The sequence below is a fragment of the Promicromonospora sp. NPDC019610 genome, from assembly GCF_044389365.1.
Taxonomy (GTDB): domain Bacteria; phylum Actinomycetota; class Actinomycetes; order Actinomycetales; family Cellulomonadaceae; genus Promicromonospora.
The window spans coordinates 1,468,654-1,489,794 of sequence record NZ_JBIRXX010000001.1 but is presented as its reverse complement, the minus strand read 5'-3'; the positions used below and the strand labels follow the sequence as shown (position 1 = coordinate 1,489,794).

Here is a 21,141-nt window from a genome sequence, read left to right as displayed (position 1 = left end):
CTCCTACTGCTGGGCGGGCAGAGCTGCCCGCGCGGGCCCGTCGTCGGGCCCAGTTCGTCAGGGGCCCCGCGTGCTGTGTGGGACCCGACCGTCTAGCCTGCTCTCTAGTCTGCTGTCTCACGCTACGTGGCGCAGGCGAAAATTGCCCTACGGTTACGGTGTGAGTGTGACGACAGAAATTCCTCCGGTTGCTGCCGCAAGGCCCCATCCTTCCGGGGACCAGTTCCGCATCAGCCACGCGGGCCATCGCGCCACCGTCACCCAGGTGGGTGCGGCGCTGCGAGAGTACTCGGTGGACGGCCGTGATGTCGTGGTGCCGTTCGGCGCCGACGAGATCAACCCCGTGTTCAACTGCGCGGTCCTCATCCCGTGGCCCAACCGCCTGCGGGACGGCGCCTACGAGTACGGCGGCGTGCGCCACCAGCTCCCGGTGACCGAGCCGGCGCGCAACACCGCGCTGCACGGGCTGGCGGCGTTCGACCGCTGGTCCGTGGTGGAGCACACCGGCTCCGCCGTCACGCTCGAGCTCGAGCTCGTGGCACGACCGGGCTACCCGTTCCAGCTCGTGGCGCAGATGCGCTACTCCCTGTCCGACGCCGGCCTCGAGATCACCCTCGACGTCACCAACGTGGGCGCCGACACCGCGCCGTACGGCTGCGGGTTCCACCCGTGGCTGTCCACGGGTGGCGCCGACCTGGACGAGTGCACGCTGCGGCTCGACGCCGCGACCCGCGTGACGACCGACGAGCGCCTGTTGCCGACCGGCACCGAGCCGGCGTCGGGCATGTTCGACCTGCGGGAGGCGCGCAGCGCCGCCGGCGTCGACCTGGACGACGCCTACGTCGACGTCATCCGGGACGAGGCCGGCCTGTCCTGGGCCCACCTGACCGGTCCCGACGGGAAGACCGCGGCGGTCTGGATGGACGAGTCGCAGGACGTCTGGCAGGTCTGCACGGGCGACCACATCGAGCCGGACCGCCGGCGGATGGGCCTCGCCGCCGAGCCGATGAGCTGCGTCGCGGACGCCTTCCGCACCGGCGAGCGGCTCGTGCACCTCGCCCCGGGCGCGCACCACGGCGTCCGCTGGGGGATGACCCTGCTCTGACGATCTCCGCGTTGTCGCGACGCGGCGCGCGGCCGTCGGCGCGTTGTCACCGATCGGCCGCGCTCCGTGCACCACAATGGGGAACCGGCCGTCCGCCAGGCTGCCGGGAACAGGCAAGGAGAGTCCGTTGCAGGATCGCGAGGTGCGCATCTGCGTCGTCGGTGACGAGCTGGCCACGGGTGTCGGAGACGCCCGTGCGCTCGGCTGGACCGGCCGTGTCGTCGCGCGTACCCACTTCGCCCGGCCCGCCATGCTCTTCACGCTCGCCGTCCCCGGCGAGAACAGCACGCAGCTCGGCGCCCGCTGGGAGGCCGAGACCGCCGCGCGGTTCGGCCCGGACTCCGAGGTCGAGAACCGCCTGGTCGTGGCCCTGGGGCGGCATGACGTCGCCGCGGGGCTCACGGTCGCGCGCTCGCGCCTGAACCTGGCGAACATCCTCGACGTCGCGGACGCGAACCGCACGGCGGCGTTCGTCGTCGGGCCGCCGCCCGGCGCGCCCGCAGAGGGCGACCGGATCGCGGAGCTCTCCGACGCGTTCGCCGACGTCGCCAGCCGGCGCCGGGTCCCGTACGTCGACACGTACACGCCGCTGGCGCAGCACGAGCAGTGGCTGGCCGACCTCGCGCAGGGCGGCGGCACCTACCCCGGCCAGGCCGGGTACGGCCTCATGGCGTGGCTGGTGCTGCACACGGGCTGGCACAGCTGGCTGGGTCTGCCCCAGGACGAGGTCGCGTAGCGAGTAAACGTGTCAGACGCTCAGGTCACCATGGCGACCTGAGCGTCTGACACGTTCGGGGGTGTTCAGCCGCGGGTGATCGTGGCCGTTCCCGAGACCGTGTTGGTCGAGATGTAGGCCGCGGCACCCGGCTCCGCGTGATCGACGACGACGGTGCGCTGCGCGCTCGACGTCGCCTGCGCCCCGTCGATCACGACCTTGCCCGTGACGCTGCGCGCGCGGAGGTTGACCGGTGCGCCGGCGTCGAGCTGGACGGCCGCCGCACCGGAAACCGTCTTGGCGTTGACCAGCGGCGTCGTGCCGACGGCGGTGACGTCGACCGCACCGGACACGGTCTGCACGGAGACCCGGCCCAGGGCGCCCGCGAGCGACACGGCGCCGGACACGGTCGTGGCCGACGCGTCACCCGAGTGCTCGGCGATGCTGACGGCTCCGGTGCCCGACTTGGTGGTCACGGAACCGGTGGTCCCGGTGACCGTGATGGCGCCGCCCGCGGTCTTGACGTTCACACCGGCCTGCGCGCCGGTCACCACCACCTCGGCGCCCACGGTCGCGACGTCGACCACGGACGTGGCCGGCACGGTGATCCGCACGACGGCGCTGTCCTGGTCCTTGAGGCCGCGGAACCGGTCCACGAAGCCCTCAAGACCCGGGAAGTCGTACGCGACCCGAAGGTTGCCGTGCTCGGCGAGGACCTGCAGCGGCCGCGTCGAGACCTCGAGGACCTCCACGACGGCACCGGACGTGCGGTTCGGGTCGGCCACGATCTCAGCGCGGCCGTTCGTCAGTCGGACGGTCAGGGTCGTGGCGCCGCCGACCTCGATGGTCTGCGGTGCGGCCACGCTCCAGGACTCGGTGGTCATCGCTGTGCTCCGTTCATGGGGATGGGGGGTCACTGATCTGGTCACTGCGGGCTCGTGCGGTGTGCGCCGGGTGGTGAGCCGCTCGCACTGTTCGGCAGGGTCCCACGGATCGCGGACCGCGCCGAGTCGAGGACGGTGCGCAGCGTCTCCACGGTCAGCGCCGACACCGTACCGGTGACGTCGGCCTCCCGCAGGTCGGCCAGCACGTCGTTGCGGAATCGCTGGAGCACCGCCTCGGCGTCGTGCCGCAGCGAGTTGGACTGCGTGCGGCGGGGGTCCGGCGTGCTGCCCGGGCCCGGTCGCGGGCGGGTGCGTACCTCCTGTGCCGCGGCGGCGAGCTCGGCCCGCAGGCCGCGCATCGTGTCGCGGATGTCGGCCCGCACGTCGTCCGCGAGGCTGCGTACCGTCTCGGCGACGCTGCGCTCCAGGCGCCTGACGTCGTCGAGGCGGGCGTCGAGCTCGGCCTGGCCGGCGGGCGTGAGCTCGTACGTGCCCTTGCGTCCGGCGCCGGAGAGCCCTGGGGTGCCGGAGGGCCCGGGCGCGGAACGGCGCACCAGCCCTTCCTCCTCGAGCCGGGCCAGCCGCGGGTAGATGGTCCCCGCGCTGGGGCGGTACGTGCCCCCGAAGCGCCGGGTGAGCTCGGTGATGAGCTCGTACCCGTGCCGGGGCCCGTCCATGAGCAGCACCAGGAGATAGAGGCGCAGCTCGCCGTGGGCGAAGACCGGTGGCATCACAGCTCCACGGGCGAGTGGTCCGCGGGGGTGGCGTCGACGGGGGCGTCCTGCGGACCACCGACGACGGTGACCTCGCCGGAGACGCTGGTCGCCCGCAGGCGGGTGGTCCCCGGGCCGGCCGGCCCGGCCTCGGTGCGGCCGACGCCGGAGAACGTGGCACCGCCGCCGCCAGAGAACTGGGCGCCGCCCACCGTCACGCGGCCGCTGACGCTCTGCGCCGAGACGGCCACCGCGCCCTCGTCCGGCACGCGCAGCAGCAGGTTCCCGGAGACCGAGTTGACCTTGACCGACCGCGGCTGCGTCGCCAGGTCGATCGTCACGTCCCCGGAGACCGACGACGACACGACGTTCTCGGCGGACCCGCTCACCACGACGTCGGCGGACACGGTATTGCTCGTGATGTCGCCCACGTGGTCGCGGACCGTCACCTCGCCGGAGACGGTGTTGAGCTTGAGGTCGCCCGCCGTGCGCGAGACCAGCAGGGAGCCCGAGACGGTGGACGCGGACGCCCCCGCCGTCGTGCCCGCCAGAAGGCACTCGCCGCGGATAGTGCCCAGGCGCACCGCGGTGTCGGCGGGCACCGCGACGTGGATGTCGGCGCGCGCCTTGCCGCCGAAGTCGGCGAACCGCTTCATGAAGGAGCCCCAGCCGCCCAGGCCGCTCTCGTGCTCGATGACCAGGCGGCCGTCCTCGAGGCGGACCTCCAGGGACCGGCCCTCGACGGAGTGCACCTCGACGCGGACGACGGGCTCGTCGTGGGCGACGACGTCCAGGCGGCCGTCGACGACGTGGGCGTCCACGGTGGTCACGTCGCGCAGCTCGATGGTCTGCGGGCCGGTGACGGTCCAGCTGTCCGTGCTCATGAGTGCCTCCGATGGTCAGGTCCGGAACGCGATATATCGCGTTGATGCGAGACACGATATATCGCGTTACTCGACCTGACAACCCCCTGCGGCCTGACAACCCCCGGATCTGTGGGACCATTGAGCCATTCAGTCCGTCACCTGTCAGGAGACACCCATGAGCAAGCGCGGTCGCAAGCGCCGTAGCCGCAAGGGCTCGGCCGCCAACCACGGCAAGCGTCCCAACGCCTGAGGCGAACAGCCTGAGCAAACGAAAGGGCCGGCACCCCCGCGGGGGTCCGGCCCTTCGTCATGCCCGGCGCTAGGCGGTCTCGACGACCGTCATCACCGTCAGCTGCTCATGGATCCTGATGCGCAGCGTGTCCGGCGCGCGCTCGCTGCACGACCGCTTCACCAGCTGCTTCACCAGGTCCTCGACGCTCAGCTCCGCCAGGCACGGCGAGCAGTGGGCGACGTGGGCGCGCATGCGCTGCTCATCGTCCGGCGTCATCTCGGAGTCCAGATACTCGTACAGGTGCGTCAGTGCGTGCTCGCACTCGGACTCCCCCGCCGTGTCGTGCGGGACGGGTTCGATGTTGTTCACTGCGCACCTCCGGGCGCCTGGCTGACGAGTCCTCGCTGAGCGGCGTAGTCGGCGAGGAGCTCACGCAGCTGCCGGCGTCCGCGGTGCAGACGGGACATGACGGTCCCGATCGGCGTCCCCATGATCTCCGCGATCTCCTTGTAGGGGAAGCCCTCGACGTCGGCGTAGTACACGACCATCCGACGGTCCTCCGGGAGCTCGGCGAGCGCCCGCTTCACATCACTGTCCGGCAGCCGGTCCAGCGCCTCGGCCTCGGCCGAGCGCAGGCCGCGCGACGTGTGCGACGCCGCGCGCGCGATCTGCCAGTCCTCGACGTCCTCCGCCTGGGACTGCTGCGGCTCGCGCTGCTTCTTGCGGTAGCTGTTGATGAACGTGTTCGTGAGGATCCGGTACAGCCAGGCCTTCAGGTTGGTGCCCGGCCGGTACTGGTGGAACGCCGCGAACGCCTTCGCGAACGTCTCCTGCACCAGGTCCTCCGCGTCCGCGGGGTTGCGCGTCATGCGCAGCGCCGCGGAGTAGAGCTGGTCGAGGTACTGCAGGGCGTCCCGCTCGAACCGCGCGGCGCGGGCCGTCGCGTCCTCCTCCTGAGGGGACCGCTCGGTGCCCTCGGCGTCGGTGTCGGTGTCGACATCCGTGGTCCCGACGACCGCCTCGCTCGCGGTCTCGCCGGGGCGCGCCTCGACGTCGGCGCTGCCGGCATCGGCGCCTGTGCCCTGGTTCTGCTCACGGGAAGTGTCAGTCATCGCCCTTGAGCCTAGCCGCGTCGGCCAGCCGGTGTTGGCCGGAAGAGCGCCGAAAGCGCTCGCCGCGCTGCCGGACAGGACGTCCGCCGTGGCCTTCGCCGAGTCCGTGCCCGCGTCCAGAAGGTGCGTCGGGACTGCTCCGAACATCAGGGGAGCACTCGGCGCGACCGCCGACGAACCTGCCGTCGCACCGGGCAGGCCGCTGGTCTCCGGGCTGGTTGTTGCGTTGGTCACCGTGCCGATCACCGTGTCGTTCACCGCATCCTTCTCGAGGCATTGCTCCACGTCCGCTTCAACCGTCGTCCGCGGCCGCGAATTCCCGGCGGCTCGCGGGCCATCCTGCTGCGTCTGCCGCCCGCATCTGCCAAGGTGGAACCATGCTGCTTCGACACATCGCGCGACCGCTGCTGGCCTCCTCGTTCATCTACGACGGCGTGCAGGCTGCCCGGAAGCCGAGCGAGCACGTGGCCGCCGCCCGTACGGGATCGGCCCTGGCGACCAAGGCACTCGGTGCCGAGCCGCTCAGCGAGAAGCAGGTCGCGACCCTCGTGCGCGCGCACGGGATCGCGACCGCCACGGCGGGCACGCTGCTCGCGCTGGGCAAGGCGCCGCGCGCCTCCGCCCTCGCCCTCGCGCTGCTGACGCTGCCGCTCGCCCTCGTGAACCAGCCCTTCACCGCGCCCAAGGCGGAGCGGCCCGCGCGCACCGACCGGTTCCTGCACAACCTCGCCTCGGTCGGCGCGGCCCTCATCGCCGGCGCAGACCTCGAGGGCCGGCCCGGCCTGTCGTGGCGCGTCCAGCAGGCACGGGCCGCGCGGGCGGACGCGAAGGCCGCTGCCGCCGAGGCGTGACCGCCGTTCCGGACCCGCAGGTCACCCCGGTGACCCGCGGGTCTGGAACGAGCCGCCGCGCGGCTCCGCTCCGCGATAATCTCGGCACATGACTTCTTCGACCACCGCGCCCGCACCGACATGGGAGGCGCCGCTCGCCGGCGCACCGCTGGACGCGACGGTCGAGGTACCCGGCAGCAAGTCGCTCACCAACCGGCTCCTGGTGCTCGCCGCCCTCGCGGACTCCCCCGGCACCCTGCGCGGCGCCCTGCGCAGCCGGGACGCGGACCTGATGATCGGCGCCCTGCGCGCCCTCGGCGCGGGGATCGAGGAGGGCGACCAGCCGAGCACCCTGCACGTCACGCCGGGGCCGGTCACCGGCGGCACGGCGGTCGACACCGGGCTCGCCGGCACGGTGATGCGGTTCCTGCCGCCGTTCGCGGCCCTCGCCGACGGCCCGGTCCGGTTCGACGGCGACCCCGAGGCCCGCGTGCGGCCGATGCTGCCGGTGCTCGCCGCGCTGCGTGCGCTCGGCGTCACGGTGCACGACCCGGAGCACCCCGGCGAGCTGCCGAGCTTCCTCCCCTTCACCGTCGAGGGCCGCGGCAGCGTGCCGGGCGGCTCCGTCGACGTCGACGCCTCGGGGTCCTCACAGTTCGTGTCCGGCCTGCTGCTCGCCGCCGCGCGGTTCGAGCGGGGCCTGACGCTGCGACACATCGGCGCCACGCTGCCGAGCCTGCCCCACATCGAGATGACGGTCGCGACGCTGCGCGACGTCGGCGTCGAGGTCGACGACTCGCGGGACGGCATCTGGAGCGTGCGGCCCGGCCCCATCGCCGGCCGTGACGTGCGCGTCGAGCCCGACCTGTCCAACGCGGCACCGTTCCTCGCGTCCGCCCTCGTGGCGGGCGGCACGGTGCGCGTCCCCGGCTGGCCCACGCTCACCACCCAGCCGGGCGCCATGGTGCCCGAGCTGCTGGAGCGCATGGGCGGCACCTTCACCCTGGCCGACGGCGTCCTGTCCGTCACCGGCACGGGCGAGATCCACGGGATCGACGTCGACCTGCACGCCGGCGGCGAGCTCGCGCCGACGTTCGCCGCACTGGCGGCGCTCGCCGACTCCCCCTCCCGGCTGCGCGGCATCGCGCACCTGCGGGGCCACGAGACCGACCGCCTGGCCGCGCTGGCCCGCGAGATCACGCGACTCGGCGGGCAGGCGGAGGAGACCCGCGACGGCCTGGTCATCACGCCCCGGCCGCTGCGCGGCGACGTCGTGCGCACGTACGCCGACCACCGCATGGCCACCTCGGCCGCGCTGCTCGGCCTGCGCGTACCCGGGGTGCTGGTCGAGAACATCGGCACCACGGCCAAGACCCTGCCCGACTTCACGGGCATGTGGCTGGGCATGCTGGGCTGATGGGCCGCCGCGACATCCGCGACGAGTCGGACTTCAGGTCCCGCCCGTCCAAGCGCGGGTCCCGACCCCGGACCAAGCAGCGCCCCGAGCACTCGGACGCCGTGACCGGGCTGGTCACCGGCGTGGACCGCGGGCGGTACACGCTGCTGGTCGACGACGAGGTGACGGTCACCGCGATGAAGGCCCGCGAGCTCACCCGCACGCGCGTCGTCGTCGGCGACCGGGTCGACGTCGTGGGCGACACCACCGGCGGGGAGGGGTCGCTCGCCCGGATCGTGCGGATCCAGGAGCGCACCTCCACGCTGCGCCGCACCGCGGACGACACCGACCCCTACGAGCGGATCGTCGTGGCCAACGCGGACCAGCTCGTCATCGTCACGGCGCTGGCTCAGCCGGAGCCCCGCACCGGCATGATCGACCGCTGCGTCGTCGCCGCGTACGACGCCGGGATGTCGGTGCTCCTGTGCCTGACGAAGGCCGACCTCGCCTCCCCCGACCACCTCCGCGAGCTGTACGAGCCGCTCGGCGTCGAGGTCGTGGTGACGCGGCGGGCACCGTCGGACGACGGCACCGTGGTGCTCACGCCCGAGTCCGTCGAGGAGGTGCGGGACCGGCTGCGCGGCCTGGCATCGGTGCTGGTGGGGCACTCGGGCGTCGGCAAGTCCACGCTGATCAACGCGCTCGTGCCCGCGGCGCGGCGGGCCACCGGCGTGGTCAACGACGTGACGGGGCGGGGCCGGCACACCTCGACGTCGGCGGTCGCGCTGCGGCTGCCGGTCGGGGGCGCGGACGCCGAGCCCGGCGACGACTTCGACGGCTGGGTGATCGACACCCCGGGTGTGCGCTCGTTCGGCCTGGCGCACGTCGAGGTGGCGCACCTGCTGCACGCCTTCGAGGACCTCGACGAGGTGGCGCAGGAGTGCCCCCGCGGCTGCACGCACCTCGCGGACGCCCCCGACTGCGCCCTCGACGACTGGATCGAGGCCTCCCCCGAGGCCGAGCGCCCGGCGCGCGAGGCCCGGCTCGCCTCGTTCCGCCGCCTGCTCTCCTCGCGGACGGGCTCGGACGCCTGACCATGACCGAAGCCACCCCGCGCTTCGGCGCGGTGGACGTGCAGTACCTGGACGACGGCGGGGCGCGCGCGGCGCTGGTCGTCGCCGAGGACCCGGCGTTCGCGACGCTGGTCGAGGAGCGCACCGTGCTCGTCGACCAGGTCGCGGAGTACCGGCCGGGGCGGTTCTTCGAGCGCGAGCTGCCGCCGCTCCGCCAGGTGCTGGCCGGCGTGGCACCCCTGGACCTGCTGATCGTGGACGGCTACGTGGACCTCGACCCGGCGGGCAGCCCGGGGCTGGGCGCCCACGTGGCCGACGCCGGGCTGGCCCCCGTGGTGCTCGGCGTCGCCAAGACCCGGTTCCACGCCGCGTCGCACGCCGCCGAGGTGCTGCGCGGGCGGTCCGCCAAGCCCCTGTACGTCACGGCGTCGGGGATGCCGCTCGACGCCGCGGCCGCCCTGGTTCGCCAGATGGCCGGCGACGCGCGGTTCCCCGCCGCGCTGCGCCGGGTGGACCGGCTGGCCCGGGGCGGGGACCAGGGCTAGCGCACCCGCTCAGGCCTGGAGGAACATCCAGCGGTGCCCCTCCAGGTCCTCCGCCCGGTACGACCGGCCGTACGGCGCCTCCTCGATCTTCGAGAGCACGCCCGCGCCGGCCGCCTGGGCGTGGGCGAGGTGCGCCTCGACGTCGTCCACGTGGACCAGCACGCCGTCGATCACCCAGGGGGTCGACAGCCAGGCGTCCGCGGCTCGGCAGTGCCTGCGGTGCTCGGCCGGGCCCTCGTAGGACGCGAGCTCCGAGAGCATCACGCGACCGCCCCCGGCGTCGAGCTCGCCGTGGGAGAGATGTCCGTCGTCGTCCAGCCAGCGTTCCGCCTCGGTGAAGCCGAAGGCCTCGATGAGCCAGTCCATGGCGGACACGCCGTCCTGGTAGGACAGCATGGGGACCACCCCGGTGGGACGGGCAGTGGTGGGTTCGGGCATGACGACCTCCTCGTTCTCGAACAAATGTACGAGTGATTTGGAGATCTGTCGAGCGCCGGGCCCGGTTACACCACCTGGAAGCCGAACAGCTCCACGGCCCACGGGTCCAGACGGCCGGCGGACGGGCCGCCGTCGCCGGCCCCCTCGATGTTGAAGCCGAAGAACTCGCGCAGGGCGTGCTCCCCCAGCTCCAGCGGGTGGAACGGCAGCGCGTAGTCGCTCCCGGCCGGGTGCTCGCCCGCCCAGAACGGCTGCTCGAAGGCGAGGCGCTCACCCGTGTCCTCCAGCACGCCGTCGTCCGGCGAGAGGCTGAGCGAGCGCACGAGCGCGCCGTCCCGCCACACCGCGAACGCGAACCAGTCCACGACGCTGTGCATCGCGTGCAGGTACAGGGTGCGGCCCATGCTGGCGTCGACCAGGTGGGCGGGCAGCTGCGAGGGCCGGTCGAGCATGAGGGCCTGGTCGCACAGGACGTCCACCTCGGGCGTCGACAGGGCGCACGCGCGCCCCTCCGGCGGGAACACCGCGTCCCCGAGGTCCCAGGGCTCCTCGCCGTCCGGCCGGATCCGGGCCGGCGGCCACAGCAGGCCGAGCAGCTCGGCCGCGCTCGCCTCGTCGGCGAACTCCGCCGCGCCCGTCAGACCCGTCGCCACGTCTCCGTCCGCGTACACCAGCATCGCGGTCTTGGCACCCATCTCGTCTCCCGCCCTCGGCTGCTACCACTACCCACGGCGTCCCGCCCCGACGCCGGACACGAGAGTACGGGGACTGGGTGACACCGCCACTCCACTCGCGTGGGCTCGACACACGGCAGACTGAGCACATGCGCATCTACGTGCCCGCCACGCTCGACGAGCTCGACGCCGTCTCCCACTCCACCACCGCCGCCCGCTGGACCGTCGCGCCCCGCCGGGCCCACGCCGTGACCAAGGAGCTCGAGGCCGCCCTGCCGGACGAGGACGCCGAGGGCCTGGAGTACGTCGCCGCGCTCAACGCGGCCGACGACTCGCTGGCGCTGATTGCCGGCCGCACCGACGCCCCGCACCAGCGCGTGATCATCACGGTCGAGGTCCCGGACGCCGCCGTCGGCCCCGTCGTGGCCGGCGGCGCGGACGACGACGAGCCCGTCGCCTCCGAGGTCCAGGTGACCAGCACGGTCGAGCAGGTGGCGATCGTCTGCGTGCACGTCGACGAGCCCGAGGCCGGCGCCGACATCGCGGACGTGCTCGCCGCCGCCGACGAGGAGAGCGACGCCGAGACGACGGCCGAGGTGGGCGAGGAGTCCGACTCCGCGCTGGACGAGGCGTTGCAGCGCGTCACGGACCGCGACCTGCTCTGGTACGACTGGAGCGAGATCAAGGACGTCCCGCGCGGCTGACGCCGCAGTCATCCCGCGCGGCTGACGCCGCAGTCATCCCGCGCGGCTCACGCCGCCGTCAGCCCAGGAAGTCGAGCGCTTCCTTGTGCAGCTTGCCGTTCGTCGCCACCGCGTTCCCGCCCCACGGGCCGGGCTTGCCGTCGAGCGAGGTGAAGGTGCCGCCGGCCTCGGTGACGATCGGCACGAGCGCGGCCATGTCGTACACCTCGAGCTCGGGCTCCGCCGCGATGTCGACGGCGCCGTCCGCCACCAGCATGTACGACCAGAAGTCGCCGTACCCGCGGGTGCGCGCGCACGCCCGGGTGAGGTCGAGGAACCCGTCCAGCTTGCCGCGCTCCTCCCAGCCGCCGAGGGACGCGTAGCTGAACGACGCGTCGGCGACGCGGGAGATGCCCGAGACCGACATCCGCGACGCGGACGCCAGCGACTTGCCGGTCCACGCGCCCGAGCCCTTGGCCGCCCACCAGCGGCGGCCGAGGGCGGGTGCGCTGACCAGGCCCACGACGACCTCGTCGCCGTCGGCGAGCGCGATGAGCGTGGCCCACACGGGGACGCCGCGCACGAAGTTCTTGGTGCCGTCGATCGGGTCGACGATCCAGCGCCGCGCGCCGCTGCCCGCGGAGCCGTACTCCTCGCCGACGATCGCGTCGCGCGTGCGTGCGCGGGCGAGCTGACCCCGGATGAAGTCCTCGGCCGCGCGGTCGGCGTCGGACACGGGCGTCAGGTCCGGCTTGGTCTCCACCTTGAGGTCGAGCGCCCGGAAGCGGGACATGGTGATGGAATCGACCTGGTCGGCGATCACGTGCGCCAGACGCAGGTCGTCGGCGTAGTTGTCCTTCGTCACGGCGGCCACGGGCACAACCTAGCGCCGGTTGCCAGGTTTCCGTCGCCGAGCCGCGCCGGACGGGCGGATTGTTACGCGCGATGTACCTCGGCCGGGCCGCCGAGCCGCCGCTGCCGCCGCTCAGACCGCCGCGGGCACGAGGTCCCGGACCCGCGTCGCGAGACTCTCGAAAGCGGCCCGCGCGGGCGATCCCGGCGCGCACTCGGCCAGCACGCGGCCCGCCAGCAGCGCGGCGTCGAGCCCGGCCGGGTCGTCCGGCACGAGGTGCGCGTCGCCCACTCCCCCGTAGCGCGCGAGGGCGTCGCGCACCTGGGCCTCGGCCCGGCGCCCGACGGCGGAGACCCGCACCCGGTTCACGACCACCACGCGTGCCGCCGGGACGGGCACCGCGGCGTCCCGGAGGTCCTCCAGGCCTCGCACCAGCCGCTGGAGCCCCACGGGGTCGGCGCCGCCGACCACCACGACGACGTCCGCGGCCTGCAGCGCGCTCAGGGTCGCGCCGTTCCGCTGCGGCGCGCGCGTGTCGTACATGAGCAGCTCGTCGGCCTCGAGCACCGGCCCGCAGTCGACCACGGTCCAGGCCGCGAACTCGCGGCAGCGCTGGAACACCACGTCGAGCGAGCTGGCGGGCAGCTCGGGCCAGCGGGAGGCCCGGGTGATCCCGGTCAGGACGCGCACGCCCGGCAGCACCACCGGGGCGTGCCCGGCCAGCGTCCGCACGTCGAGCAGGCCCTGGCCGGCCGCGCGGGCGGCGGCGGCCAGGCCGGGCGCGTCGTCGAGCAGGCCGAGCCGGGAGGTCACCGAGGAGGCGTAGGTGTCGGCGTCGGCCAGCACGACCGTGCTCGCGCCGTGCGCCGGGGGTGCCGGGCGCGGCCGGCGCAGCAGGCCGGACCGGCGCGGCGCGGTGGCGCCCACCCCCGCGAGGGCGGCGGCGAGCTCGATGGCGGTGGTGGTGCGGCCGGGCGAGCCGGCCGGACCCCAGACGGCGACGAGCGTGCCGGGCCGGGTCCCGTCGTCGGGCACGACGGCCGGGGCGGTACCCGCCGCGAGGCCGTCCTCGTGGGCCGAGCCGTCGCCGCGGACCGCGGCGACGAGGTTCTCCGCGTCCCCGCCCGCGACCACCGCGTCGCAGCCCAGGCCCGCGAGCCGGGCGGCGGGCGTGGCCGGGTCCTCGACCACGACGACCCGCAGGCCCGCGCCCCGCAGCCGCGCCACCGCGTCCCGGTCCAGGCCGGGCAGGTCCCCGGAGACGACGGCCGCCGTGCCGGCCCCCGCCTCGGCCGCGGCCAGGAGCTCGGCGAGCTCCGCGCACCGCCGGGCGACGGTCGTCCGCGGCTGCGCGCCGAGCACGGTCACCACCGCCGCCTCCTCCTCGGGCGCCTGCACCGCGACCAGGACGGTGACCGTCCGCTCCTCACTCACCGGACGCCGCCCGCCACGGGCACGACGGCGACGGTGCCGGCGTCGGAGAGCGCACCCAGCACGGCCGGCAGGACGTCCTCCGGGACGAGCACGTGCAGCGTCACCGTGCCGTCCACGACGATCGCGCCGTCCTGCGCGTCCACCTGCTCGACCACCACGTCCTCCGCCAGCGTGACCGGCTCCGGGCGGGCCGCGCCGGCCTCGGGCGAGACCGGCACGTCGGGGACGAACCACAGGTCCACCACGACGCCGGCCCGGATCCGGTCGGACAGCCCCGAGGTCACGGGGACGGCGACCGAGCGGACGGCGGCGTCCGCGCCGAGGGCCGTCAGCGGCACCAGCTCGCCGTCGTCCACCACGCGGAGCACCACCAGGTCCGCCGGCAACGGCTCGGCGGCGGACAGGTAGCGCCCCGTCCCGGACCCGAGCCGGACGTCGACCGTGCGGAGCGAGCCTGCGGTCAGGGGCGCGCCGGGCGTGAGGGCGCCGTCGGCCACGAAGACCGGGACGGTGCGGCTCGCCGCCGAGACCACCCAGGAGCCGGCCGCGACGGACAGTGCGACGATGACGAGCCCGGTCACGAGCCGCGGGTCGCGCCAGCCAGGCCTGCGCAGCCTGGTCGCGGCCGGCTCGGGGAGGCCCTGGTCCCGGGCTACGGGCGCCGGGGCGGCCGGGGCATACGTCATCTCGGTCCTTCCGCGTACTTTGGTGGACTTTGGGTAGGGCGTCGAGTACAAGTTGAACCCCGAACCCGCATGGAATGACGCACAGCCTGGGCAGAGCGCCGGAACCATAGTGATCGAACGCCGCCGATCCGGCATCAGATAAACACTTCTTGTGGATAACCCCCTCATGTCGGTGTCTCGTGCCACACTGTTCCCATGGAAAAGCGCTTTCTCTCTCTGGCGGATGTGGTCGAGACCCTCAACATCTCGATGGCCCAGGGCTATGCACTCGTTCGCACCGGCGACCTTCCCGCCATCCAGGTGGGGCCCAAGAAGGTCTGGCGCGTCGAGGCAGCCGAGCTCGAGTCGTACATCGAGCGTATGTACGCAAAGAGCCGTGAGCGGCTCAAGGGATCTGCGGCCGCTGACGGCTGAGCAGACGGCTGAAAAGCCGCGTCGTACACCGACGGGACCGGCACACTCCATACGGGGTGAGACCGGTCCCGCTGTCCATTTCCGGGCATTCCAGTCGGTTTAGGGCGCCTCGCTCACGACCAGCAGGGCGGTGAAGGGAACCAGCCGGGTTCCGCGGCCGTCGAGCAGGTCGACGTCCAGGTGGTCGCGGCCGACGCGCGCGATGCGCCCCGCCCACACACCGCTCAGGGTGCGCACGGCGACCCGGGCCCGGTCGCGCTGCAGGCCGCGCAGCGCCGGCCCCAGCCCGAGGGAGTCCCGCCGCGACGTCGCGGACGTCGCCTGACGGGCCAGCCCGTGCGCTGCCGTCACCGCGGCCAGCGGCACGAGGTGCTGGCTCACCGGCTCCGGCCGGAGCCCCTGGAGCAGCACCCACTCGTCCGCCGCCTCCAGCACGACGCCGCGCAACGGTGCGCCGTCGAGCAGCTCGACCGTCACCACCGCGCCGACGACGGCGCGGAACCGGTCGGCGACCGTCATCGTCGCGTGCTCGGCGCGCGTCAGCTCGGACACGAGCGCGTCGGTCTCCGCGACCGCCTGCGCGCGCGCCTGCGCCTCGAGATCACTGAAGAGCGCCTCCCAGCGCGTGGGGCCGGTCGGGCGCGCGGATGTCATGCAGACACCCTGCGTCATCCACAGGCATCCCGCCCCCCGGTGGACACCCTCCCGACACCCCTGTTGAATAACGACCGCCGGACGACATCAAACGACATCACCGATGCCTTCCGAGCTCGTACCGTGTGAAATCGAACCGCAGCAGGGGGAACCATGTTGACGCACGACCGTGAGCACACACCAGCTGCCGACCGCCACGACGATGGCCCGGGGCCGGCGCACGCGGGTCGCCCGCCTGCCGGCTCCCCGGCCCCGGGCGCGACGCCGGAGGCCTCGGACGTGGAGACCGGAGGCACCTGGCGAGGGTTCCTCGGGCTGCTCGCCGTCGGGACGGCGCTCGTCGCGGCGTGCGGGCTGCTCGGCACGCGCACGTGGCAGGTGGGGTCCGGCCTCGGCCCGGCGCTGTTCCCGGTGGAGGACGTCGTCGAGCTGGCGGCGGTCGCCGTCGGCACCGCGGTGGCCGGCTGGACGGGTGTGCACGCGCTGCTCGCGCTGGCCTGCGTTCTCGCGGACCGGCGCGGCAGGCGCTGGGCGGCGGCCGAACGCACCGTGGCCCGTCACGCGCCGGCGGTGGTGCGGCGACTGGCCCGGATCGCGGCGGGCGCGGGACTCGGCCTGGCGCTCACCGCGCCGACGGCGATGGCTCTGCCCGCCGGCGCGGTCCCCGCCGCAGACGCGGGGCCCGCGGCCGTCCTCGACCTCGGCTGGCGGCCGACGAGCCCGGTGGGCGGGGAGCCTGCGGGCCGCCCGGACCGGTCGGTGGCCACAGACCCCTCTGATGCCTCAGCCGCTTCCGGCCCCGGAACCGTGCCCGGGCGGGCGTCGCTGGTCGACCGGGACCGACGCGTGGAAGCGGGCGGGGAACGCCTGGTGGTGGTCAAGGCGGGCGACACGCTGTGGGCCCTCGCGGCCGACCAGCTCGCGGCCGACCAGCTCGCGGCCGACCACCCGTCCGACGCCGAGATCGCCGGCGCCGTCGTCCGCTGGCACGACGCCAACCGCGAGGTGCTGGGCCCCGACCCGGACCTGATCCGGCCGGGCATGGTGCTGCACCAGCCCTGAGCGCCGTCGCGCACCCGAACCCGCACCCCACCGCGCCCCCAGGAGATCCCGGATGACCACTCTCGACAGCCCACCAGAGGCCACCGCTCCCGTGCCGGAGCCCGCCCCGCCGTCCCGCACCCGCCGCACCGCACCTCGCCCGGCGGCAACGGCGGGGGCGACGGCGCCGCCCGCCCAGCGGACCGCCGTGCCGCCGGCCGGGCCGGTCACGGGGCCCGGCATCGGCCGGCGGCTGCGCCGTATGCGGATCGGCGGCACGCCGTACCCCGAGCTGCAGAACGCGGCGGCGGCGCTGGAGGCGCTGTCGGGACGGCCGGTGCCCGAGCCGGACCCCACCCTGCCCGACCCCACCGCGCAGGTCTGCCGGGTGGTCCGCGCCGCGGTCGAGGTGCTGCGCGGGGAGCGACCCGCCGCGCAGCTCGCCCGCTGGGTGACGCCGCAGGTCTACGACCAGCTGCTGGAGCGGGGCCGGCTGATGCGGGAGGCCCGGCAGGTGCGGCCGACGCGGCCCAGGGCACACCCCGCCGCGGTGCGGCGCGTGCGGCTGGTCCGGCTGGGTGCCTCGTCCGCCGAGGCGACGGTGATCCTGCACGACGAGGGGCGGGTGCGCGCCGCGGCCGTGCGGCTGGAGGCACGGCGCGGGGTGTGGCGCGTCGCGGTCCTCGAGATCGGCTGACCGAGCGGGGCGGACCACCGTGACGTCGGGCTACACCCACTCCACGACGAGGTCCGCCGCGACCCGGGTGGTGGCGATGAGGTCCGCGTTGCGCTGGTCGGAGCCGCGGGCCCACGCCTCGGCGTCGGGCAGGAGCTTGCCGAAGGCGTGGTGGCGGGCGACGAGGCGCCGGAGGCGCTCGGCGTCGGGCAGATCGACGTACCAGACCTCCGCCATGCGGGCCCGGGCGGCGGGCCAGGCGCCGTCGGGCGCGAGGAGGTAGTTGCCCTCCGTGATCACCAGGGGCTCGTCGGCGACGACGGTACCGGCGGCCACCGGCTCCTCGATCTCGCGGCGGAACTCCGGCGCGAAGACCGGCGGGCTGCCCGGCCGGCGGCCCGCGATCCGGTCGATCAGCGCGGCGTAGCCTGCGTCGTCGAAGGTGTCGATCGCGCCCTTGCGCGCGCGGCTGCCCCGGGTCTCCAGCACGGCGTTGGAGAGGTGGAAGCCATCCATCCCGACCACCACGGCGGTGCCGGGCGGCAGGCCGTCGGCGAGGGCGGCGGCCAGGGTCGACTTCCCCGCGCCGGGCGGGCCGGTGACGCCGAGCACCCGCGCCTCGCCCGCACGGACGGCGTCCGCGGCGAGCCGGGCCGCCCGCTCCACGAGCTCCGCGGTGGTCAGGCGCACGCCGCGTACTCCAGCCAGGACCTCGGGCCGACGTGCTGCACCCGGATGGACGCCACCCGGATCGCCTCCTGGACCGCCGACTCCAGGCCGGCGCCCCTGGCGAGCGCCACGCACAGGGCCCCGTGGAACGCGTCGCCCGCGCCGAGCGTGTCCCGCACCTGGACGTTCGGCACATAGGTCGAGCCGTTCCGCCCGTCCTTGTCCTGCCAGGTCACGGGCGCTGAGCCGTGCGTCGTGACGACCGCCCGGGACGCGGCGGTGTCGTCGGGGGCGCGGAAGTCCGCGGACCGGGCGGCCACGTCGGCCGAGCCGAGCAGGTCGGCGAAGACCGGGCGCCAGCGGCCGGCGTCGAGCACGATGAGCGGGCGGGGTTCGAGGGCGAGGGCGTACGCGAGGACGCTCCGTGCCAGGTCGGGGTGGTGCCCGTCGAGCAGGACGACGTCGGGCCGCGGCAGGGCGTCGAGCTCCACGCACGTAACGTCGAGACCGTTGGTGAGCGTGGCGTCCGGCGAGACGACCGAGCGGTCGCCGGTCACGTCGTCGACCAACACGGCCGACACGGCGATGGGGATCTCCCGGCCGCCCGCCGTGTCGTGGATCTCCACCCCGTGGTGCTCCAGGTCGCCCCGGGCGGCCGAGCCCACCGGTCCCGTGCCCATCGCGCTGATCAGGAGCGCACGCGCGCCGAGCGTCGCCGCGATGACCGCGGCGTTCGCGGCGGGGCCACCCGCGGAGACGTCCTGGCGGACGGCGGTGATCTTCTCGTTGGGTCCCGGCCGGACAGCGCTGCGGTGGATCACATCGAGCGTCGTGAGACCTGCGAACCAGCAGGTCACCGGGGGTTTTTGCGGAGATTCGGCGGCGGTGTCGCGCATGGGGCAGAGGCTACCTTTGAAACTGGGTGTCAGAGACCGGGCGTACTGTCCGAACATGACGACGACGGAGCCGACCATACCGCCGACACCGCCCCCTTCCGTGTGGCGCGACCTCCTCCTGGATCAGCTCTCGTTCTACTGGGACTTCCATCTGTGGCCCCGCCTGGAGGGCCTCACCGACACCGAGTACCTGTGGGAACCCGCGTCGCCGGCGTGGAGCGTGCGCGCCGGCGCAGACGGGGTGCCCCGGCTCGAGCAGGAGGTGCCCGAGCCGGAGGTCCCGCCCGTGACCACGATCGCCTGGCGCATGGTGCACGTGGGCCGCGACGTGTTCGGGCGGCGCGCCCGGGCCCTGTTCGGCCCGACGGACGCGCCGGCCGACGCCGACATGTTCGACGCGCGGCACTGGCCCGAGGCGCCGGTCACGGCCGCCGGCGGCCTGGCGATGCTCGAGGAGGGCTACCGGTCGTGGCAGGCCGGCATCGCCGCGCTGGACGACGAGTCGCTGCTGCGCCCGATCGGCCCCAAGGGCCTCGCGTACGCCGAGTTCCCGATGGCGGCGCTGGTGACTCATCTCGGTCGGGAGGCCATGGCGCACGGCGGCGAGATCTGCCTGCTGCGCGACCTGTACCGGGCTCAGTACGCACCGTCCGCGTCGGCCACGGCGGGATAGGCCCGCTCCGCGAAGACGCGCAGCGCGTCGCGGACGAACGTCGCGCCCTCCGTGCCGCCGTAGTTGGCGGCGAAACGCTCGTCCGCCACGTACATGTCGGCCAGGCCCAGCAGGTACCCGCGGTCGGGCAGCGGCTGGGCCGCGCCCGGCGTGCCCGGCACGGAGACGAGCCACTCGGCGTGCCGGGCGGCCAGGGCCTGCGCCTCGTCCGAGGCCGGGTCGGTCCTCGCCGCCGCGGCGTCGGCCCAGTCCTTGCCGAGCGCCGCGACGCGCCCCTTCCACTCCTGCTGCTCCTGCGGTGTCAGCCCCCGCCACCACGCGTCGCTCTTCCGGTACGCGTCGCCGCCCCAGCGCTCGGTGACCTCCTGCTCGTACTGCGTGTGGTCGAAACCGTCGAACATGTCCTTCGCCATGATGCTCTCCTCGGTGGTGTCCGGGTCCTTCTCGAGATCCGCGACCGTCCGTTCGACCGACGCGATCTGCCGGGCCAGCCGGCTCTGCTCCGCCCGCAGCGACCCGAGGTGCGTGCGCAGCGCCTGCGCCTCGTCCCGCTGGGCGTCGAGCACCTCGGCGATGGCGCCGAGGCCGAGCCCGAGATCACGCAGCAGCAGGATCCGCTGCAGCCGCACCAGCGCGGTGCGGTCGTAGCGGCGCGGACCGGCGTCCGTCGTGCGGACGGCGGGCAGCAGGCCGACGGCGTCGTAGTGCCGCAGCGTGCGGCTCGTGACGCCGGTCAGCCGCGAGATCTCCTGGATGGACCAGTGCATGTTCACCACCGTAAAGGTTGACGTCGCGTCAACTTCAAGCCCTCATTCTTGCTGGCCAAGCACGATCAAGCAATTGCACCTGTGGATAACTCATGCCCGGCGGTGCTCTCACCCAGACTGATCGGCATGACAGCATCGAGCGAGATCATCCCGGGCCATCCCCTGGTCGACGACGCGGCGCTCCTCGCCTTCGCGCACCTCCTGCACGGCGGTATCCGGCCGCGGCGCCGCACGCTGTGGTTCGCCCTGCTCGACGGCGAGCGCCGCCCGCTGCCCGTGGTCGTCCCCGTGGATCTGGTGCCGGAGCTGCCTGACCCGATCGGGGTGGGCAACCTGGGCCGGGTCTGGCACCAGATCCTGCGAGGCGAGCCGGGCGCGTCGGTGGTGGTCGTCCTGGAACGCCCCGGCCCCGGTGATCCCTCGTTCGAGGACCGGGCCTGGCACGCGGCGCTCCGGTCGGCCGCCGCCGACCAGGGGCTCACGGTCGCCGCGTTCTTCCTCGCGACGGCGGACGGCGTCGCGGCGCTCGCCCCGGAGCAAGCACCTGCTCCCGACGACTCCCGAGCGACCGACGGACCCGAGCCCCGGATCAGGCCCCGATGGCCTCGAGCCGTTCCCACTCGTCGTCGGTGAACAGCCGCGACCGGATGAGGAACCGCACGCCCTCGGGCGCCTCGACGCTGAACCCGGCGCCGCGGCCCGGCACCACGTCGATCGTCAGGTGCGTGTGCTTCCAGTACTCGAACTGGTTGCGGCTCATCCAGACCGGCACGGTGAACGACCCCGCCTCGGCGGCCGGGATCGCGAGGTCGCCGAGGTGCACGTCCGCGTCGCCGGTGATGAAGTCGCCGTCCGGGTAGCACATGGGCGACGAGCCGTCGCAGCAGCCGCCCGACTGGTGGAACATGAGCTCGCCGTGCTTGTCCCGCAGGCGCACGAGCAGCGCCGCGGCGTCGTCGGTCACGGCGACCCGTGCGGCAGGTGGCCCGGTCGCGGGGGCCGGGCGGACGTCGTCGGACATGGAACCTCCCAGAGCTCGAAGTCGAACCGGACCGCCGGGCAGGAGGCCGGTGACGTACCGGCCCGGCCTCCCGCCCGGCGTGGCACCCCGC

At 74.2% G+C, this 21,141-nt stretch carries 28 protein-coding genes; 13 read left to right on the top strand and 15 right to left on the bottom strand.

Going from position 1 to position 21,141, the window contains the following annotated elements; translation table 11 throughout:
• Positions 1 to 160: 160 nt before the first annotated feature.
• Both ACH45N_RS06660 and ACH45N_RS06655 read left to right on the top strand, forming a co-directional pair.
• Positions 161 to 1,105 carry an aldose 1-epimerase family protein gene (locus tag ACH45N_RS06660; RefSeq protein ID WP_397392327.1) on the top strand — a complete coding sequence of 315 codons (945 nt, stop codon included), beginning with the start codon at positions 161 to 163 and terminating at the stop codon, positions 1,103 to 1,105.
• Between the two features lie 142 nt (positions 1,106 to 1,247).
• On the top strand, positions 1,248 to 1,841 hold the full coding sequence (locus ACH45N_RS06655; protein WP_084800748.1) for a GDSL-type esterase/lipase family protein: 594 nt from the start codon (positions 1,248 to 1,250) through the stop codon (positions 1,839 to 1,841).
• Positions 1,842 to 1,906: 65 nt separating this feature from the next.
• Here the strand turns inward: ACH45N_RS06655 and ACH45N_RS06650 are convergent, their stop codons facing one another.
• The 3 genes from ACH45N_RS06650 to ACH45N_RS06640 are packed head-to-tail and all read right to left on the bottom strand — an operon-like array spanning position 1,907 to position 4,301.
• Positions 1,907 to 2,704: a hypothetical protein gene (locus tag ACH45N_RS06650; RefSeq protein ID WP_397392325.1), complete on the bottom strand. Its 798-nt coding sequence runs from the start codon at positions 2,702 to 2,704 to the stop codon at positions 1,907 to 1,909.
• 41 nt (positions 2,705 to 2,745) lie between these two features.
• A complete protein-coding gene (locus tag ACH45N_RS06645; RefSeq protein WP_397392323.1) occupies positions 2,746 to 3,435 on the bottom strand; it encodes a PadR family transcriptional regulator in 690 nt (229 codons plus the stop codon).
• Positions 3,435 to 4,301: a DUF4097 family beta strand repeat-containing protein gene (locus ACH45N_RS06640; protein ID WP_397392321.1), complete on the bottom strand. Its 867-nt coding sequence runs from the start codon at positions 4,299 to 4,301 to the stop codon at positions 3,435 to 3,437. The genes ACH45N_RS06645 and ACH45N_RS06640 overlap by 1 nt, the downstream gene beginning before the upstream one ends.
• Before the next feature lie 157 nt (positions 4,302 to 4,458).
• Between ACH45N_RS06640 and ACH45N_RS06635 the strand changes: the two genes are divergently transcribed.
• Positions 4,459 to 4,533 (top strand): 50S ribosomal protein bL37, encoded by a 75-nt coding sequence (locus ACH45N_RS06635; protein WP_156968370.1) that lies wholly within the window; start codon positions 4,459 to 4,461, stop codon positions 4,531 to 4,533.
• 69 nt (positions 4,534 to 4,602) lie between these two features.
• On the opposite strand, the gene rsrA is transcribed toward ACH45N_RS06635, so the two are convergent.
• Positions 4,603 to 4,884: a mycothiol system anti-sigma-R factor gene (gene rsrA / locus ACH45N_RS06630; protein WP_377230388.1), complete on the bottom strand. Its 282-nt coding sequence runs from the start codon at positions 4,882 to 4,884 to the stop codon at positions 4,603 to 4,605.
• Complete coding sequence (locus ACH45N_RS06625; RefSeq protein ID WP_397392319.1) at positions 4,881 to 5,627, bottom strand: sigma-70 family RNA polymerase sigma factor; 747 nt, start codon at positions 5,625 to 5,627, stop codon at positions 4,881 to 4,883. The genes rsrA and ACH45N_RS06625 overlap by 4 nt, the downstream gene beginning before the upstream one ends.
• A gap of 377 nt (positions 5,628 to 6,004) precedes the next feature.
• Here ACH45N_RS06625 and ACH45N_RS06620 point away from each other — a divergent pair, with 377 nt between their 5' ends.
• The 4 genes from ACH45N_RS06620 (at position 6,005) to ACH45N_RS06605 (ending at position 9,471) form a co-directional block, all read left to right on the top strand.
• On the top strand, positions 6,005 to 6,478 hold the full coding sequence (locus ACH45N_RS06620; protein ID WP_397392317.1) for a DoxX family membrane protein: 474 nt from the start codon (positions 6,005 to 6,007) through the stop codon (positions 6,476 to 6,478).
• 88 nt (positions 6,479 to 6,566) lie between these two features.
• Positions 6,567 to 7,874, top strand: a complete 1,308-nt coding sequence (gene aroA / locus ACH45N_RS06615; RefSeq protein ID WP_397392315.1) for a 3-phosphoshikimate 1-carboxyvinyltransferase — start codon at positions 6,567 to 6,569, stop codon at positions 7,872 to 7,874.
• A complete protein-coding gene (rsgA, locus tag ACH45N_RS06610) occupies positions 7,874 to 8,947 on the top strand; it encodes a ribosome small subunit-dependent GTPase A (RefSeq protein ID WP_397392313.1) in 1,074 nt (357 codons plus the stop codon). The genes aroA and rsgA overlap by 1 nt, the downstream gene beginning before the upstream one ends.
• Positions 8,948 to 8,949: 2 nt before the next feature.
• Entirely contained in the window at positions 8,950 to 9,471 is a 522-nt protein-coding gene (locus tag ACH45N_RS06605) for an endonuclease V (protein ID WP_397392311.1), read from the top strand.
• Between the two features lie 9 nt (positions 9,472 to 9,480).
• Here the strand turns inward: ACH45N_RS06605 and ACH45N_RS06600 are convergent, their stop codons facing one another.
• Both ACH45N_RS06600 and ACH45N_RS06595 read right to left on the bottom strand, forming a co-directional pair.
• Entirely contained in the window at positions 9,481 to 9,909 is a 429-nt protein-coding gene (locus tag ACH45N_RS06600) for a VOC family protein (protein WP_397392309.1), read from the bottom strand.
• A gap of 65 nt (positions 9,910 to 9,974) precedes the next feature.
• Positions 9,975 to 10,604, bottom strand: coding sequence for a DUF6928 family protein (locus ACH45N_RS06595; protein ID WP_397392307.1), 630 nt, complete (start codon positions 10,602 to 10,604; stop codon positions 9,975 to 9,977).
• Positions 10,605 to 10,732: 128 nt separating this feature from the next.
• Here ACH45N_RS06595 and ACH45N_RS06590 point away from each other — a divergent pair, with 128 nt between their 5' ends.
• Entirely contained in the window at positions 10,733 to 11,287 is a 555-nt protein-coding gene (locus ACH45N_RS06590) for a DUF6912 family protein (RefSeq protein WP_397392305.1), read from the top strand.
• Positions 11,288 to 11,345: 58 nt separating this feature from the next.
• On the opposite strand, the gene hisN is transcribed toward ACH45N_RS06590, so the two are convergent.
• The 3 genes from hisN to ACH45N_RS06575 form a co-directional block, all read right to left on the bottom strand.
• Complete coding sequence (gene hisN / locus ACH45N_RS06585) at positions 11,346 to 12,146, bottom strand: histidinol-phosphatase (RefSeq protein ID WP_397392303.1); 801 nt, start codon at positions 12,144 to 12,146, stop codon at positions 11,346 to 11,348.
• A 105-nt stretch (positions 12,147 to 12,251) separates the two neighbouring features.
• Positions 12,252 to 13,553 carry a hypothetical protein gene (locus tag ACH45N_RS06580; protein ID WP_397392301.1) on the bottom strand — a complete coding sequence of 434 codons (1,302 nt, stop codon included), beginning with the start codon at positions 13,551 to 13,553 and terminating at the stop codon, positions 12,252 to 12,254.
• The gene (locus ACH45N_RS06575; RefSeq protein WP_397392299.1) at positions 13,550 to 14,239 is read right to left on the bottom strand and encodes a hypothetical protein; all 690 of its coding nucleotides are present in this window, start codon (positions 14,237 to 14,239) and stop codon (positions 13,550 to 13,552) included. The genes ACH45N_RS06580 and ACH45N_RS06575 overlap by 4 nt, the downstream gene beginning before the upstream one ends.
• Before the next feature lie 195 nt (positions 14,240 to 14,434).
• On the opposite strand from ACH45N_RS06575, the gene ACH45N_RS06570 reads away from it, so the two are divergent.
• Positions 14,435 to 14,653 (top strand): AlpA family transcriptional regulator, encoded by a 219-nt coding sequence (locus ACH45N_RS06570; RefSeq protein ID WP_020016485.1) that lies wholly within the window; start codon positions 14,435 to 14,437, stop codon positions 14,651 to 14,653.
• A 99-nt stretch (positions 14,654 to 14,752) separates the two neighbouring features.
• On the opposite strand, the gene ACH45N_RS06565 is transcribed toward ACH45N_RS06570, so the two are convergent.
• Positions 14,753 to 15,307 (bottom strand): hypothetical protein, encoded by a 555-nt coding sequence (locus tag ACH45N_RS06565; protein WP_397392296.1) that lies wholly within the window; start codon positions 15,305 to 15,307, stop codon positions 14,753 to 14,755.
• A gap of 279 nt (positions 15,308 to 15,586) precedes the next feature.
• Between ACH45N_RS06565 and ACH45N_RS06560 the strand changes: the two genes are divergently transcribed.
• A complete protein-coding gene (locus ACH45N_RS06560; protein ID WP_397392294.1) occupies positions 15,587 to 16,369 on the top strand; it encodes a hypothetical protein in 783 nt (260 codons plus the stop codon).
• Between the two features lie 52 nt (positions 16,370 to 16,421).
• Positions 16,422 to 17,045, top strand: coding sequence for an Rv3235 family protein (locus tag ACH45N_RS06555; RefSeq protein WP_397392292.1), 624 nt, complete (start codon positions 16,422 to 16,424; stop codon positions 17,043 to 17,045).
• A gap of 30 nt (positions 17,046 to 17,075) precedes the next feature.
• Here ACH45N_RS06555 and ACH45N_RS06550 read toward each other — a convergent pair whose 3' ends face one another.
• Both ACH45N_RS06550 and ACH45N_RS06545 read right to left on the bottom strand, forming a co-directional pair.
• A complete protein-coding gene (locus ACH45N_RS06550; RefSeq protein ID WP_397392290.1) occupies positions 17,076 to 17,714 on the bottom strand; it encodes a nucleoside/nucleotide kinase family protein in 639 nt (212 codons plus the stop codon).
• Complete coding sequence (locus ACH45N_RS06545; protein ID WP_397392288.1) at positions 17,705 to 18,589, bottom strand: PfkB family carbohydrate kinase; 885 nt, start codon at positions 18,587 to 18,589, stop codon at positions 17,705 to 17,707. Before ACH45N_RS06545 ends, ACH45N_RS06550 begins: the two co-directional genes overlap by 10 nt.
• Before the next feature lie 55 nt (positions 18,590 to 18,644).
• Between ACH45N_RS06545 and ACH45N_RS06540 the strand changes: the two genes are divergently transcribed.
• Positions 18,645 to 19,262: a DinB family protein gene (locus tag ACH45N_RS06540; protein ID WP_397392286.1), complete on the top strand. Its 618-nt coding sequence runs from the start codon at positions 18,645 to 18,647 to the stop codon at positions 19,260 to 19,262.
• Here the strand turns inward: ACH45N_RS06540 and ACH45N_RS06535 are convergent.
• Positions 19,226 to 20,029, bottom strand: coding sequence for a MerR family transcriptional regulator (locus ACH45N_RS06535; protein ID WP_397392284.1), 804 nt, complete (start codon positions 20,027 to 20,029; stop codon positions 19,226 to 19,228). The genes ACH45N_RS06540 and ACH45N_RS06535 overlap by 37 nt on opposite strands.
• 126 nt (positions 20,030 to 20,155) lie before the next feature.
• Here ACH45N_RS06535 and ACH45N_RS06530 point away from each other — a divergent pair, with 126 nt between their 5' ends.
• Entirely contained in the window at positions 20,156 to 20,662 is a 507-nt protein-coding gene (locus tag ACH45N_RS06530; RefSeq protein WP_397392282.1) for a hypothetical protein, read from the top strand.
• Here ACH45N_RS06530 and ACH45N_RS06525 read toward each other — a convergent pair.
• Positions 20,619 to 21,050, bottom strand: coding sequence for a DUF779 domain-containing protein (locus ACH45N_RS06525; RefSeq protein WP_377231504.1), 432 nt, complete (start codon positions 21,048 to 21,050; stop codon positions 20,619 to 20,621). The two genes, ACH45N_RS06530 and ACH45N_RS06525, sit on opposite strands and share 44 nt — an antisense overlap.
• Positions 21,051 to 21,141: the final 91 nt, after the last annotated feature.